Genomic DNA, 15,459 nt, shown 5'->3' with positions numbered 1-15,459 from the left:
AGCCCGGGAAGTCCTTCTCTTGACAGACATTCATCGGAAGGAACGAAAGGGGCAAGACACCGAAAGTCTTCGAGATCCGATGTGAGACCGCGTCAGTGGGCTGTGCGCCGACCTCTCCTGGAAGGGGTTGTCGCGTGACACATGACGAGCCGTCCTAGTATGCGCCTCTATGCGCTCCACAGGGCCAGAGGTGAGAGAGTTGGGGTCGTCGACAACTCATCTTCAGAGTGAGTTCACGCAGTCGCTGCACACACCCCGGCCGTGTTCGACAATGGCAGGACACCGTCCGCACCGATCCAACTCGAGATACGCCGCCGTCATACCGCAGCCGAAGCAACCCCAGTAGGCCACGACTGGGGCGTCACAGTTCAAAGAGCCAGCGTCGTGCCCAGCTGGGGACGGTCGCAGCTGAGCAATACCTTCGACCAGCGCGTGCTCCCCGCATCGAGGACACCAGTCGATAGGCGGCCAGTATCCACCGTCTTTCACAACGGTCCTGTACTCGGAGAGCCCCAGGCACCCTTCGATGTATTCGAGCGCGGCGTCACTTCCGCGGGGAGCCCAGAGGCAAAACGCGCACCGCACTGTCTCGCCCTTGGTGAGCTGCAATGCCGATTGGTGACAGCGAGGGCACTCTACGCACGCTGTCGCCTGATCAAGTTCATCTGCAATGGTCTGCATGCGTTCAGCCACAAGATCGTCGAACTCTCCGACCTTCCGAGTGAGCGGATCGATTGCGTACTCGACCAGAGCGTTCGTATCGGCTGACAGCTGCCCGCGGAACTGGGTATCAAGAAGCCACAGCACAAAGTTCAGGGCACGACCGTATTCAGCCTTAACTGCAATGGTCAGCTGACCCCCCGAGGTCAAGGTGAAATGCACTGCCCTGTTTCGGAGTTGGCCAATCTCCTCAACCCGCTTGGGGTGGCCCTTGGCCTTCATCGGCAGCTCAACAATACCCTCCAATCGATCAACGGCTTGCGAAGGCGTAACCGTCTTGAGGCTGCCCCCCAGAAGCTTTCCGGGCGTCGCCTTGTCTGGCTCGGAACAGATCAGGCTCCAGTGCTCGCGGGAGAGTCGGGCCTTCAGTAGGACCTCGACCGCGACGGCCAGGTCGACGACGGCAAAGGCCGCTGCATGATCGTCACCTGAACTTCCGTGCATCCCGTCCACCGAGCGCCGCAAAAAGGCCAGGCCATTCTCAATCAAATCATGCTCAAGCCCGTCGATACCCTCGCGCGTCATCATGGTCAGGACCTTAACCGGGAGGTACATCGGGCGTAGGTTCGACACGTCGAAGGCTTCCAGAATGCGCGCAACTCCAACGAGCCAGGCTGCATCTGGGTTCACTCTCGCCGGAGCGACAGGTGGACCGTGAGGGTGCCCGCCAGCCCGGGCTTTACGGATCGTTACGTCGGCTCGCCGGAATGTTCTGCTACAAAAGTGTTCTGCGACAAGAACTCGATAAAACAGTTGGTCCTCGTGCTCGGCTTTGCAGGGATCGCCACAGTTGTTTACTCACAGGGCATCTCGGCCGACACCACCCCAACGTCATCGACATCATCAGCATTGGTCGCCTCTTCGACTACCGCCGCTCCACTCACGGCTCCCTCAGAGCTCCACGAAGGCTCAATCAAGCTCACCCATTGATCCGAAGAGCCGCATCAGGACGTCGACGGATCTAGCGCAATGTTGCGGAAGCTGATCCGCAACGCAACGGCAGTCCGTTGTAATCGCCTGACAGGTTGACTTGTGCTCGTTTGTATCCCAGATCCGCGCCACATATCGTCATCGTCCGTGTAGCAGAAGCTCGGCAACTTGCATCGAAAGACCCTGCACTAGAGAGGTGTAGACCGTTGACTGAAAAGCTTGAACTGACAGCAATCGATCCGCTGGACTCGGTACTCGCCTCCGCATCGGAAGTTGCTCCGCAGGGGGTCGATCCGCTGACAGAGACGCTTCCGACCACGTCCGTGAAATGGGAGAACTTCGAACGACTACTCCTTCGGATGGGACATGACGTACTCGGGTTGCGCGACGTCAAGCGGTTTGGCAGCGCAGGACAGGCCCAGAAAGGTATCGATATCGTTGGTCTCGACGCTGACGTGAACGCTGTCGCCATCCAGTCGAAGCGATACCAGAACTTCACCAAGGCAGACCTCGAGAAGGCAGTCGACAAGTTCCTCAACTCAAGCTTCTCATTTACTGTGAACCGCTTGATTATTGGCGTTGCCTGCACGGTCACCGAAAGGTCAATAATTGAGCGACTCACCGAGCTGAACACAACGCATCATCCGTTGCACATCGAGATCTGGGACCAGGAGCGGATAAGCGAACTGCTGCGTGACCAGCCTCGGATCGTGATCGAGTTCTTTGGTCCGGCAACGGCAGAGAAGTTCTGCCTTCCTCACGTCATCACCCCGATCATGGTGCCTTCGAACGATGCGGTTGTCACAGCCGACGCAATGATGCGTGGCCCCCTCCGATCAGCGAAAGCCGAGCAACAGCTCGCACAAGCACGAACGAAGTCTGAGGCTGATCCCGACGAAGCTCTACGGCTGTACGGTGAGGTCCAGGAGAAGCTGCGGCAGCATGGATTTCCCGGTCATGCTGCAGAGTTGGATACGGACATTGTCCCGTTGCTCGTGCGGGTTGACCGAGCCGGCGATGCTCTCAAACTGATAATGCGCATGCTCTGGCAAGCAGAACGAGCTGGAGATAGTAATGCTGCGGGACGTTGTCAACAAGACCTCCAGACCCTGCTCAAGGATCACAGCGGCCTGACTGACGATTCAGCATGGCAGGCAGTCGAGTGGGCTGTCAGTCTCGTTGTGGAGTCTTTGGCTTCGCCTGTGCCTTACCGGGTAGGTGCCGATCTCAACGCACTAGCAAATCTCCACTCGTCTGATCGAGCACGGCTGCTTTTGCTGATTGTTGAATCAGACCTCGGCGACGACCGCACCGAAAGAATCACCGAGCTCGCTGATGATCTGCGGTCGTCCGCTGCCGAGGTATCCGACGACGCAATCCTCCAGACGCGCATCCTGATTGCCGTTGCCGACGCGGAAGGCGATTGGAATCAGCTTGTGCGCGCCGCCAGGATCTCCCTGCCGAAGGAGGCTGCAGCGTTGGTTCACGCCCGCTACGCGCGCCACCTCGTCAGTAGGGGTGACTACCAGACTGCACAGGACGAATTGAGTGAAGCAATCGACTACGCCTGCCTGACGCGCCGCCACGAAGATGCGGTCAAATGGCTATACAGCCAGCGCGCGATCGCGATCAGATACTCGGGAATCCTTACCGATAGGTGGCATCCACTTGCTCGCGAGATAGCGGACCTACCAGGCGAGCCGCGACTAGCAACACCTGCTCGACGAAGTCGAGAGAATGGCTTGGCGGCGCTGAACGCTGGACACGAACGAGTAGCGGCGATCTCCATCAGGCGATACCTCCGTGACTCGATAGTCAGCGGTGCCGTCGCTGACGAACGAGACGCACGAAGCCTGCTGGGCAGCGTCTTCATGAAGTCAGGACACCCCGAACTCGCTGCCCAGCAGTACGTTTGTGCCGGCCAGCCCAAGGACTCGGAGCGCGCAGCGCGCACCCTCGGCGATACCTACTACGACGTCGGCGAACTCGTCGAGAGCCCGCATCAATGGATCGCCGCGACTGCCTTGCGCTTCGCCGCGGCGCAGGCCGACTTGATTCCCGACAGTCAAGTACCAACGATCGTCGACGGCGCCTTGCGTGCCATCGATGCAGTCTTGGCAGAAACTCGGGCTGACTCGATCTTTGATCCGGTGCTTACGCTCGCCGCCTACACACTCATCGCATCGGTCGCTGATCGTCTGACGGATCCTCAGGCGCAGAGAGCGATTGACCTACTTGCTGGTCGAGTGACCGCACCACCCAACGCAGGTTGGCACACCGACAAGCAACACGTTCAGATCATGTCCGGCGTCGTGCGAAGCCACGACTCACTGCGCGAGACCGCGATAGAACAGCTGCTCGGTCTGTTCGAGCGGGAATCGCACTGGTTCGGAACTGCGGAGTCTCAAGTGTTGACGGACAACTTGGACACCACCGGCCCAAAGCTCCGCGAACTCGCGGATCACGCGAAGCACCATGATGCGGCAGCGCTGCTAGCACTACACGATGACCAGGAACCGTCAGAACCTCGGCTAGTTGCAGCCGCGGAGTATCTACAAGCGAGCACCAATCARGGCCCGGGTCGGTACGGAGTCGGCACTCGAGCGGTCGAGCAGTCCCTCGTGGCGCTCCGTCTGCCGGTTGAGGATCGCATTCGCTGCATCGAAGTACTACTCACGAACGCCCAGTCACCCTATGAAGGGGCAGAGAATCGTTGCGATTACCACCATGCGGCATCGAACCTGGCCGACGACTTGCCGGGGGGAACAACGAACCTCGTTCTTCAATAAGGCAATCGATCTCGCTCGGACAGTGCCGTTCTCGGAGCCTGACGTCCTACATAGATCACTCGGCGATCCTCTCGGCTTCATGCGATGGAACGGCGCCTCCGACAGCCGGCCCTCTGCCCTTCTCCTCGCTGCCCGGCTGGCCAAAACGGACGCCGAGCAGGAAGCGGTACGTGACCTAGCTATCCGACTGGTAACGACCGTTGCTGCAGGCCACCGGGACCTCGCGCAAGCGTTGATCCTCCTCGACGAGCACATCGTGGAATCCCTGCTAGGAGTGCTTGCCGCGGCAGAGCAAAAGGAACTGCGGTGCGCGGCCGCGATCATGTGCTCGCGCACCTCGGACGACGCCGTTGCCGAGCGACTTGCCGTTGACAAGGAGCCGGTCGTCCGAAAAACACTCGCCAGAGAGATGCGCGGCCGAGAGCAGAACCGCGCCGTCCTCGCTGTGCTAAGAGGGGATTCTCGTTGGTCGGTGAGGCAGCTCGTGCAGGAGGTGGGTACCTAAAGGCTGGAGCCATGCCCGCAGCATCGTCGAGCCCGGGCTATCAGCGTATGGAGCGCGACCAGGAGGTACGAGTTGAGATACGACTAGCCGCAACGAGGCCACCGCTGTCCAACGATCTGCAACACACTCGCCCCACACCGACCTGGGGCAACGCAGATCAAACAGCTTCCCAAGCTGAATACGCGGGGCGTACGGCTGCCGTTGGCGTCGCTGCTGCTGCGCGTGCTCGCGTTCTTCGCAGGTCATGTCCCGGGTGATCGGGGTGATCTCGACCAGGCCGGGAGGAATACACGTGGTGTAGAGCGTGCCGTCGATCCACATCGTTCCAGGGACTTGTCCTGGATGAACTCCTCGCTGGTTGGGATGGAGGTCGACGATCAGGGTGCACCCCTGCCCGAGCAACGGACGTGAGAAGGTGGCCGGACGGGTGTAGTTGTAGGCGCGGTCACACAGGACCTCGCGGGGTGCGGGCAGGTCGCCGGCCCGCTCGACCGCGACGAGTCCGGCAGCGCCCCTGTGGGATCCGGCGGGAACGAGATGAGGTGCTCGGGCGACATGCGGCACCTGATCACCGTTGGTTCCGGGGACGTCAGTGACCACGTGCGCCTCGAAACCGAGGTAGTACTCCGACTCCCCGAACTTCGGACTCCGCCAATCTATTCGGGCATCGACGTCCAGGCTGTAGATGCACCTGTCGTCGGGACCGAGTGGTGTATCGGCCCGACGGCCGTCCGAGGTATGAGGGCGGGCTGGATCCTGCGGTGCCGCCGGACTGTCCGGTGGAGGTGGCGCGTCCGGGTCCGCGTCGACGACCGGGTTCGAGTACAAGAACTTGGCCCAGGTGGTGACATCGGTTCCGTCGACGGCGACGGAGCCGCTGAGTGGCTGACCCTGCAGGGAGGCGGTCAGCAGCGCCTGCGCCACCGTTCCCGAGTCCCAGAGCGGGCCGCGCGCGTCGTCGCATGCCCGGCAGAGCCGGTGGAAAGCATCACACACCATCTTGTAGGTGACCTCCGTGCCCGGGTCGAGGCCGACGTCTCGGCGTTGCGAGGGACTCCAGCCGCGGATGGTGGCGGTGAGCATCGTCAGATGCATGTCCAAGCCCAGCATCGGCGTGAGCAGTGCCGCCGCCAGGAAAGCATCCGCCGTCAAGACCCTGCGAGCTCCCGCCGCTGCGTCCGAACCGGCAAACTCGCCGGCCGGGTGGGACGACCCGTACCAGGCGGGGACCATGACCGGGTAACGGAGACATCTGCAGTGTTCGAGGCGAAGGGGCGGCAGAAATACTTCCAGCTGCGGCCGGGCGCTACCGACTTCCTACAGACCTGCTCATGAGCCGGAGCCTAGGGCCAGCGGCTGCGAACTGTCGGACGGGGAGTATTCAACGGTCACCCCATGCAAACCATGAGTGAACCGGTGCGACATCCGAGAAACGGGCTGATCCAGCAGTGGCGCCCGGGGATGCGATGTGTGTGAGCTCGCGACAGCAGGTCAGTCAGGGAGATCGGTGATCGCTGCTCTCAGCGGGTGCCGTCCTCGTCCTGCGGGTTTGTACCGGTACCGGAGGCGGAGGTGTGGAGGCGGTAGGTGGCACCGTTGTCGAGTTCGTCGGACGTGACGGACTGCTCCGTGAAGTTGTTCATCCAGAGCACGTAGTTCCTCTGGTTGGCGGGGACGGCGTCAAAGTGCGCGGTGTAGGTGCATGAGCGCGTGCCGTCGGGCCGTTGATCGATGGACTCGACCGCCAGCGCCGAAGCGGCGTAGGCGGATCCGCTGTCGCCGAGGATGACCACCCGGTCGCCAGGGGCAACCGACGCTGTTCCGACACCGCACCCACCGGTATCCGTCGATATGCGGTCGGCCTCGCCGACGACGGTCACCGTGGCGGCGAAGGTCGCCGGCACATCGGAATTGGTCACGCAACTCGTCAACGTCAGCGCTCCCGCAACCGCTCCTGCCGCGCTCCGCCACTGTCGTGCACTCATACGAGGTCACGATAGACGGCTCATCTAATCCGGCAGATCTACTCCTCACGAACGGAGTCGAAGAACAAGGGCTGGCCCGGGGTAGCCGGCGACAAGCCTGGACTGAGTACGGTGCGGAGATGTCGATGTTGCCGAAGTACGCCGAGATGCGTGAGTACCTACTCGACGAGATCCGCTCAGGCCGGTATCGAATCGGAGATCAACTCCCGACCCTCGATGCCCTCAACATCAAGTTCGACGCAGTTGGACCCGCGACGGGTGCCAGGGCCTACTCAGAGCTCGTCAAGCTCGGGATGGTGGAGCACCGCTACGGCGTTGGGCACTTCTTCCTCTCCGCCAAGCCACTCGAGATCGAACTGGAACGTCACCGAATCCCGGCCCTGGTGCGCCTCGATTCGATCGAAGCCGCACTCAGATCGGCTTTTACTGAAACGCAGAGCCTCCGGGAAGACACCCGGCCAGCGACGTATGTAGTGGAGTTCCAGGACAAGCGGACCGGCGAACGGTTCGGTGAGAGCTTGCACCCCTCGCGTGTCGCAGCGGAGCGGTTCGCCGTCGAGATCCTCACCCGACTGGGCGAAGACGCCTCTGCGGCTACAGGTCTGGCGAGTGCGGCCGGGTCGACCATCTGCGACGGCGACCTGTACGGAGTGCAGATCTCCGGCCGGACGCCCACCGGGGCGAACATCGACATCCGCCACGGGCACCGCGAAGACCGCAGCAACGACTAGAACGCGAGCAGGTCTCGCGATGTCCGAGAACGACAGCGCGCGCCAGGGCAGGTTCTTCGGCCCCGTCACCGTTCCGGAGGGCAACGTGTGGGTGATGGGTGACAACCGCGCGAACTCCAAGGACTCGCGGTTTCATTTGGACGACGAACTGCAAGGAACCATCCCGGTCTCGAACATCATCGGCAAGGTCCGCTTCATCGTTCTGCCCCCCGTCTCGATGGGACGCCGTCCACGCCGTCGATCCGCAGCAGTAGCAGCCGCGGGTGACTCACAATCCTCGCCGCTCCTCGACGAGACGGAGGTAGGTCGAAGACGGCGGATACCTGCCACTTACAGCTGTCAGAACCACGCCACTTACAGCTGAAGATCACAATAGGAGTCATCCGACACCCGATCTGTATGCCCGGCAATCCGTCTAATTTCCTTCCAACCGAGACGGTCGGAAACCGCAAAGAGACGTTGGAAAACCCCAGGTCACAGCGTCTCATAAGTTGATCCCGAAACTTGGTCCCGAAACCTTGTCACTGGGACAACTTTCGATACCCCTCCCGGCGGGGATTGGGATCTCTCGAGCGTCGACGAAGCAGACCTCGAGCCACAGGTCGACGCCCTTACCACGGTCGGCATCAGCACGGCTCGGCCCGAACCGCGGGCGTGACGGGCCTGGCAACCGAGGCGCGCGGGCCTACGAGCGAACTGCCACCAAGACGTGGAATCACTCCAGATTAGGTGTGATCAACAGCCCTCACTCAGTGTGACTACCGACGGGTCAGGTCAACGACTCCGCGTGGAGTGCCGTACCACCCGCCATGGGTGAACACCCTGAGAGAACAGAAAACTCTCACGGAACACCGCTGGTCACACCGCATTTCATGCGGGGTCGACGTTACGGCAGCGGGAACAAGGCACGACGCGAACACGTCGCCGTGCCCACTATGTGCCACGCCGACCGGAAAGACCCTGATGCCATGCCCACGCGACGCTCCCGTTCGTTCGGTTCCCTTCGCCGCCTGCCGTCCGGCAAGTGGCGAGCGCGCTACTCGACGCCGGATGCCCTGCATCACGTGGGCGATGACTCCGACGACGTCGACAATCTTGACATCCGAGGCGAACTGCCCCTAGCTTCAGCGACATTCGTGCAGGTGCAATCGGGTCCGAGGATGTCGGTGAAGGAATCACCATCTTCGATGTGCCTCTTGAGGTAGCGCGAGCGCTGACCGGATTCCGTCGAGACGCTGATGACATCCCGCAACTGACCAGACTTGACTGACCCAGACCCCAGTCAGTGCCCGTACGGGTGCCCACGCTCGGCATGAGCGTGCGTCGTCAGACACACGCTCATGCCGAGCGTGGGCACTTGTGAGGGTTGGATGCGGTTCGAGATCAGTCCCTCATTGAATCGTTGCGGGCAAGCCCCAACTCGACCTCGAGATAGGACATCGCGGCTCCCCAGGAGGAAAAGGTGATTTCGCTCGGACTGGCGACACCGAGAACATCCCGGAACGTGGCGGCCGTCCGCTGTGCCACATCGCCCAACGAGACATGCTGCCGATGACGCACCCGCGGTCCGATCCATTCTGGGACCTCAAAGCCGTTGGCCTGCTGAGGTGCCCACTTCCAGCCCAGCCGTGTCATCCTCTGATGGAACTCGTCCCGTGTCAGCCCTGCCGACTCCCACATGACCCATCCATTTTCGATGGCGAAGTTGTGGTTTATGAACCGGACGAAGCATTCGCCGCGATCGGCACCTGGCGCTGAGAGCGCCAGGGGCTCACCCCGGGGCAGGGTCGTGAGAACCCATTCGAAACGTTCGACGAAATCGAGCCAATCGACACATCTGTCGACGGCACCCCGGTCACTCGGACGATCCGGGGCAATCGAGGTCAGTCGGCGCGTTATTCCATAGAGAGCTTTCACGGGTCCTGCATCGTCGAACGTGCTGTAGCGCAACCGCGCCGGTGTCGCGCCCAGCCCATCACGCAGAACCTCGATCACCGCAGCAGCGATCTTCAAGCGTTCGGCGTGGTCGTCCGGCCAATAGGTCTCCCATTGCAGCGCTGTTTCCGGTCGCCGGGCGACTCGTTCGTATGCTCGGTGGTCGGCAGGCCGTGCCAGATCTTCGGCTGACCATTCTTCGGTGGCTTCCTCAGCCTGGGTGACCCACAACGGCTCAGGGTGCCAAAGGGCAACTTCGGATACGATTCGGGTGCTCGGGGCGTCGGGGTTGGTCCTCACCGATGACCTTCGATGCGATCGAAGCACCGATACCAACTGGTCCCGGACGTCGGGGTCGGCAGGGACGGGAACCTTGATCTGCGGCTCGTCGCCGTCGATGTAGAACAAGACCTCGTAACCGGTCGCGGCGTCGTGCAGCCGAATACCGTCCCCGTTGCCGCGCGGTTCGTCCTCCTCGCTGAAGTTGAACAGGTAATCCGGCATCTCCTCGAGCACCCGCGCCCAGCTGTATTCAGTCATCGCTGCTTCCCCTATCCCGTTGTCGACGCGAACCATACCGGCCCTTACCGACGACCTTGATGCTGCAGGTCAGCGAGGCCAGGGTGGCTCATCTTCACTGGCACGGGACAATGTGCCGACGACCTCTGGCACCCCGGTCATGTCATGAGCGTGCGGCCGCGCGATCACCCTTGCCGATGCCGACTACCCCCTCACATCCGGCGGCCATACCAACACGACACCCTCGTCCAGGAACCGTCCTACTGCCGCTGGGTTGGCATCGAGCGCGTGGTTACGGATCTGGCAGCGCGGATCGCCGCCGGAGCGCGGCTATGCGTGGTCCGACCCCCTATCCCGGACACTAGCGGCCGCACGCCGTCGAATGCGGATTCCATGCCCAGCGCGTGCCCACGCGGACCATGCAAAGGGCTGTAAACCGCTGTATAGCGTCGTGGTACGTTTGGCCTGGTAGATGCCCCAGATGGGTCGTCTACCGGCGACTAGGGTGTGTCTCCTAAATGTGGGCGATTTGATCGGCGACACTGTTCATCGTGTCGCGCACTGAATACCTGACCGATGAGCAGTGGTCGTTGATCGAGCCGTTGCTTCCTTCCTCCGACGGATGTCGGGGGCGCCCGTTCCGGGATCATCGGCGGGTCGTGGAGGGCATCGTCTACCGCTACCGGACCGGGATTGCGTGGCGGGACGTTCCCGCGGATTTCGTTCCGTGGCAGACGATCTGGAAACGGCACCGCCGTTAAGCCGGCGACGGGACCTGGGACAAGATCCACGAGGCCCTGCTGATACACGCCGACGCGAACGGGTTGGTCGACTGGACCGTGTCGGTGGACTCGACGATCTGTCGGGCCCACCAGCACGGCACCAACCTCGCGCGTGACACAGGGGGATCTGTCGAATTATACGAACCTTCTCCTCGAGCCGGCTGACCACGGGCTCGGGCGGTCGCGGGGCGGGCTCGGCACGAAGATCCACCAGCTCGCCGACGGGCACGGCCGACCTCTGGTCCTGCTGGTCGGGCCAGGTCAGGCCGGTGACTCGCCGATGTTCCCGATCCTGATGCAAGCACTGTCGATACCGAGGATCGGCCCTGGACGGCCTCGAACCCGCCCGGACGCCGTTCTCGGCGACTAGGCCTACTCCTCGAAAGCGAACCGCGCCCACCTCCGATCTCGGGGCATCGAAGTGGTGATCGCCGAACCGGATGACCAGAAACGACACCGACTCCGACGGGGCAGCCGCGGTGGCCGCCCCGTCGGGTTCGACGCCGATAAGTACAAGGGCCGCAATGTTGTCGAGCGATCCTTCGCGGCCCTCAAGCAGTGGCGCGGGCTGGCTACTCGCTACGACAAACTCGCACTCACCTACCGCGCGGGCGTGATCCTCTCAGCGGTCTGCATCTGGCTGAGGTCTCTCACCAAATAGGAGACATGCCCTAGTTGGACAGCATCGACATCATGCGCACCGCGCAGGCGACTCCATCAGCCGACCCGGCATGAATCAACGCACTTGCGCCTGGCCGGTCCCGCATGACATCGATGTCGGCACGCCCGGTTAGGGTTCGTCACCTCACGAAAGGACTGAACACCGACAATGGGTTTCTCATCGAATTGGATTGCGTTTCAAGACCTCACACACGAGGAGGTACACCGCCGTTTGGGGCTGGCGCCGACCGGTATCTGGGCGGACTCTCCCGCCGAGCCGTTCGTGGGTCGGCAGCTGCCGGACGGGCGATACCTGATCGTCGAGGACCGCGCCACGGAGGAGGTGGCCGACACCTGGGACTTGGCAGCGCTGTCGCGTGGCGGTGGACTGTGGGCAGTGTCGGAAATCGACGGCCCCGGCTACGCCTATCTGTCGAGGTGGCACGATGGCGAGCAGCAGTGCGAGGTACTCAGCGACGGTGGCGAATGGGTACAACAAGGGGCACTGCCCGCGGAATTCGATCCCGAAGTCCAGCAGCTGCGGGACGAGGAGGACGACGGCGAAGATGTCCATGCGGCGGACCTGATTCTCTCGATCGCCAAAGAGCTGACCGACTACGTGTGTGGCGACGTGCTGGACGAACGGCACTACGAGCTCTTGGCGCCGGTAGCGCAGGCCGCCGCCCTCCAGCAATTCCGCCTCGCGGTCACAGAGGCACTGAGCGTGCGCGGGTTCGCCCCGATGGAACCCAACAACAGCCGCGCCTCGCTGTGGTTTGCGGCCGCGACGGGCCTCACAGGCGTACAAGTCGCGCTCGAGCTCACCATGGACTTCAATCTGCCGGCCGGTGTTCGGTTCGGTTGGGCGGCGCAGCTGTTGTCGCAGCCGGTCACGGAGTTGTTCCGCACTCTGCCGAGGACAGCCGCGCCTCTCGATTGGTCTTCGCTCGTGATGCCGATTGACGAGTTGTTCACCGGATTGCCACGGTCGATCGTCATCGACGATCCGGACCGAATCGCCGAGGGTGTCGGCCAGTTCGTCGAGTTCGTCGACGGGCCTGTGGCCGATTGGCTGGCCGAACGGACCACCCTCACAGAACTCGTTGCCGCAGCGAGGCAGCCACAACGGCGGTCATACGGGATGCACATCAGCCCCCGGCTCCTGCAATCAGCCGCAGCGTTGTGTGTGCTGGAATACTGCGATGAGCTGGCCTCCGATCTGATGGCGTGGTTCCTCGCGGACTACGAGTTCCGCAACGACCAAGATCGTGACCGGGCAGAAGAATTCGACCGGGCTCTGCGCGATCGATTTCCCAGCTACGACGCTGCGCGAGCAGAGCAGCGCACTGATTTTGCGCCGTTCCTCGCCGTGCTACCGCGAATCGCGAACGCGCACTTGGGGTCGTGGTCCCGCTCCGATCTGGATCCGTTGTTCGAGGCGGTCGGGTGGCCGATCGCCATCAGTGAAGGACGCCTATTCCGAGAGGATCTGGTAGCCAGACTGAACGGGTACGCGGTGCGGGCCTCGTTGCATGCCAGTAGAACTGAGGACTACATGGATGCCGACCGGTGGGGTTTCGGAAAGTACTGGCGACTGACTCTGCGCCAGTCGCTGTCGTGGCGAGTCATGCCGGAGGCCTACGCTGCCGCACTCCGGTCGTGCGTCGAGTTGCTCGGTCCACCGCCTGTCGTCGGAGGCCCGCACGCGCAGGCGATCTGGCGCGGAGCGAACGTCACCTACACGCTATCGACCCGCGGTGGTGGGCTGAACTTCTCCGCAACGCCGACCGAAGCCGTCGAGGGGTTGGAGTACTGGGAGTGGAAGTGGGGTGACGACTGGAACCCGCCGGAGAGTTGGCGGGTGACCACTGGTGCCGAAGGAGTTCGCTTCGGGACCCAGGATTGGTGGGTCCCGGAACGACGCGCGGAGACGTGGTCGATGCTCGACGACTACATCACTGCATTGTTCCCGTCGCTCGCGGGTGACCTGGCGCTGCTCGCTCCGTATGCGACCCGGGTTGTGTGGGGATTTCGGGTGGCCGAGGACCCCGGAACCTTCATTCGAGGTTGGTTCTCCGACGAAAGTGCGGGTCTGGACATTCATCTTCCGGGAGCCGAGCCGTTCGTGCGGGCGTACCCACCCGCATTCGAATCGGGCCGCCGGATTGCCGCGGAGACCACAGCGGCATTGCGGAAGTTCGGCGTAGAGTCCCCCACCGACCTGGAAATGGTGGCGCTGGCCCCAAGCGGTACCCAGAAGCTGGACACGATCCGGCTGGGATTTACAGGATGAACCGAGCGCAGGTCCATCATCTGTCCGATCCCCATGTCGACACCCCGCGGTGCCTCGGTTCCCTGGGCGCAGGCGGTGATCTGTGCTGGCAGGTCCGCTGCGTACCTCGCCGCCCTCCACGCGGCACAGCGTCGGGACGACTGTCAGTTTCAGAACTCGACTGCACTGTCACCTGGCGTTTTAGGGTCGTGTGCTGTCGACTTCCGACATTTGGGTGTCAGAAGTGTTGTGCACTGTTCGACGCTGGTCTGCCATGTGCGTGTTGATGTAGCGGTAGAGAGTGGCACGACTGAAGCCGAGGACTTTGGCAATCTCGGCCTTGGGGGTGCCGTCGTCGAGCATCCGTTTGACCTGGCGGGCCTTCTCGGGCGTGACCTTCGGGGGTTGACCGCCGATCCTCCCGCGGGCGCGGGCAGCCACCAGCCCGGCGAGTGTGCGTTCCCTGACCAGCTCGCGTTCGAACTCCGCGAGCGCCCCGAACACGTGGAAGGTGAAGCGTCCGTTCGGGGTGGAGGTGTCGATGCCGTCGGAGATGCTGCGGAGAGAAGCGCCGGCATCCTCGATCCGGCGGACGGTCTCGATCAGGTGGCTCAGTGACCGGCCGAGCCGATCGAGCTTCCACACCGCGATCTGGTCACCCGGCCTCAGTGCGTCGAGCACCTTCTCGAGCTCGGGTCGGTCCCGGCGGGCACCGGAGGCCGTCTCCTCCCAGATCCGAAAACAACCGATCGCCCGTAGCGCGTCCGTCTGCAGATCGACGGACTGATCGGTGGTCGACACCCTCACGTACCCCAGAATCGCGTTCACAGGGCAAGACCGTCTCAGAAACGTCCGACACCCGCCAGCGGGCGCCACAGAGCGTGAAACACGTTTCTGAGACACATCACGAATTGGTAACACAGTCGGTCGATTCGGGTGAGTCGAACTGGTCGACGCCCTCGCGGCCGCCGGACGGGGCCGCCGGCGCCCGAGAGGCGGGTGTCTCACGAGACCGTGTCGCAGAATCGGTCGATTCTGCGTCTGGATTGCTGCCGGATCTACACCGGTCCGGAAGTGCAGACTCGGCGGGGCCCGACATCGCGACCAGGATCGATCACGCCAATTCGCAATACCTTCGTTACCGAAACGATGCTTCTGAAATTTGCGTGGTTACGGCGTTTTGCCCGAGTTCGGGGCGATGCTGTGAACCGGCGCCAATGGGGTGCCGAGGGACTCACGGAAAGTCGGAGGGGAAAGTTGAACCGATCTGAACCACGAAGCCGGAGGGCAGTCGGCAGATGCCGCGGCGCAGTCCGTGCATTCGGTGCCATTGCCATTGCTGGAGCCCTGGCCGTGACCGGCGGATCCCTGGTCAGTGCCGCACCAGACGACGTATCGCCTTCGACTTCCGGCGGTGCGACTACAGCACCTCCATCGGCGTTTGAGAAGGTCGAGAACCGCCCCGTGCGGGAACCCGAGAAGCTAGCCTGCCGCTTTCACGGTAATTCGGCTGAACACCTGTGTCACTGACGAAGAAAGGTGCTCCGACCTGCGATAATTCGACTTGTCTAAGGTTGAACAATCGCGTGATCAAGGAGCACCTTTCAGGTGGCCAAGTCTACGTCCCCGTA

At 62.6% G+C, this 15,459-nt stretch carries 10 protein-coding genes and 1 pseudogene; 7 read left to right on the top strand and 4 right to left on the bottom strand.

The window, feature by feature from the left end:
* Positions 1–222: 222 nt before the first annotated feature.
* Entirely contained in the window at positions 223–1,248 is a 1,026-nt protein-coding gene (locus AB4Z09_RS13615) for a hypothetical protein (RefSeq protein ID WP_442239948.1), read from the bottom strand.
* Positions 1,249–1,856: 608 nt separating this feature from the next.
* Between AB4Z09_RS13615 and AB4Z09_RS13610 the strand changes: the two genes are divergently transcribed.
* The 3 genes from AB4Z09_RS13610 (at position 1,857) to AB4Z09_RS13600 (ending at position 6,187) form a co-directional block, all read left to right on the top strand.
* Positions 1,857–4,439 (top strand): hypothetical protein, encoded by a 2,583-nt coding sequence (locus AB4Z09_RS13610; RefSeq protein WP_442239947.1) that lies wholly within the window; start codon positions 1,857–1,859, stop codon positions 4,437–4,439.
* Between the two features lie 79 nt (positions 4,440–4,518).
* On the top strand, positions 4,519–4,944 hold the full coding sequence (locus AB4Z09_RS13605) for a hypothetical protein (protein ID WP_442239946.1): 426 nt from the start codon (positions 4,519–4,521) through the stop codon (positions 4,942–4,944).
* 1,093 nt (positions 4,945–6,037) lie between these two features.
* A complete protein-coding gene (locus AB4Z09_RS13600; protein WP_442239945.1) occupies positions 6,038–6,187 on the top strand; it encodes a hypothetical protein in 150 nt (49 codons plus the stop codon).
* 277 nt (positions 6,188–6,464) lie between these two features.
* Here AB4Z09_RS13600 and AB4Z09_RS13595 read toward each other — a convergent pair whose 3' ends face one another.
* Positions 6,465–6,863 (bottom strand): hypothetical protein, encoded by a 399-nt coding sequence (locus AB4Z09_RS13595; protein WP_442239944.1) that lies wholly within the window; start codon positions 6,861–6,863, stop codon positions 6,465–6,467.
* 185 nt (positions 6,864–7,048) lie between these two features.
* On the opposite strand from AB4Z09_RS13595, the gene AB4Z09_RS13590 reads away from it, so the two are divergent.
* A complete protein-coding gene (locus AB4Z09_RS13590; protein ID WP_442239943.1) occupies positions 7,049–7,660 on the top strand; it encodes a GntR family transcriptional regulator in 612 nt (203 codons plus the stop codon).
* A 19-nt stretch (positions 7,661–7,679) separates the two neighbouring features.
* A complete protein-coding gene (lepB, locus tag AB4Z09_RS13585) occupies positions 7,680–8,024 on the top strand; it encodes a signal peptidase I (protein ID WP_442239942.1) in 345 nt (114 codons plus the stop codon).
* Positions 8,025–9,043: 1,019 nt separating this feature from the next.
* Here lepB and AB4Z09_RS13580 read toward each other — a convergent pair.
* Complete coding sequence (locus tag AB4Z09_RS13580) at positions 9,044–10,135, bottom strand: TY-Chap domain-containing protein (RefSeq protein WP_442239941.1); 1,092 nt, start codon at positions 10,133–10,135, stop codon at positions 9,044–9,046.
* Positions 10,136–10,665: 530 nt separating this feature from the next.
* Here AB4Z09_RS13580 and AB4Z09_RS13575 point away from each other — a divergent pair.
* Positions 10,666–11,557 (top strand): annotated as a pseudogene (locus AB4Z09_RS13575) (IS5 family transposase).
* A gap of 231 nt (positions 11,558–11,788) precedes the next feature.
* Complete coding sequence (locus AB4Z09_RS13570; protein ID WP_442239940.1) at positions 11,789–13,849, top strand: hypothetical protein; 2,061 nt, start codon at positions 11,789–11,791, stop codon at positions 13,847–13,849.
* A 180-nt stretch (positions 13,850–14,029) separates the two neighbouring features.
* On the opposite strand, the gene AB4Z09_RS13565 is transcribed toward AB4Z09_RS13570, so the two are convergent.
* Positions 14,030–14,656, bottom strand: a complete 627-nt coding sequence (locus tag AB4Z09_RS13565) for a recombinase family protein (RefSeq protein ID WP_442239939.1) — start codon at positions 14,654–14,656, stop codon at positions 14,030–14,032.
* Positions 14,657–15,459 lie beyond the last annotated feature (803 nt).

This window comes from Rhodococcus sp. TAF43 (assembly GCF_052113525.1).
In the GTDB taxonomy this organism is placed as follows: Bacteria; Actinomycetota; Actinomycetes; order Mycobacteriales; family Mycobacteriaceae; genus Prescottella.
Note: the sequence above shows the minus strand (reverse complement) of the source record. Positions and strands in the feature narration are given on the sequence as shown.

What these genes read in the sequence shown, in the direction of transcription:
- AB4Z09_RS13600 (WP_442239945.1), top strand. Translation starts at nt 6,038, where the DNA reads ATGTCCAAGCCCAGCATCGGCGTGAGCAGTGCCGCCGCCAGGAAAGCA.
- AB4Z09_RS13615 (WP_442239948.1), bottom strand. Translation starts at nt 1,248, where the DNA reads ATGATGACGCGCGAGGGTATCGACGGGCTTGAGCATGATTTGATTGAG.
- AB4Z09_RS13590 (WP_442239943.1), top strand. Translation starts at nt 7,049, where the DNA reads ATGTCGATGTTGCCGAAGTACGCCGAGATGCGTGAGTACCTACTCGAC.
- AB4Z09_RS13605 (WP_442239946.1), top strand. Translation starts at nt 4,519, where the DNA reads ATGCGATGGAACGGCGCCTCCGACAGCCGGCCCTCTGCCCTTCTCCTC.
- AB4Z09_RS13580 (WP_442239941.1), bottom strand. Translation starts at nt 10,135, where the DNA reads ATGACTGAATACAGCTGGGCGCGGGTGCTCGAGGAGATGCCGGATTAC.
- lepB (WP_442239942.1), top strand. Translation starts at nt 7,680, where the DNA reads ATGTCCGAGAACGACAGCGCGCGCCAGGGCAGGTTCTTCGGCCCCGTC.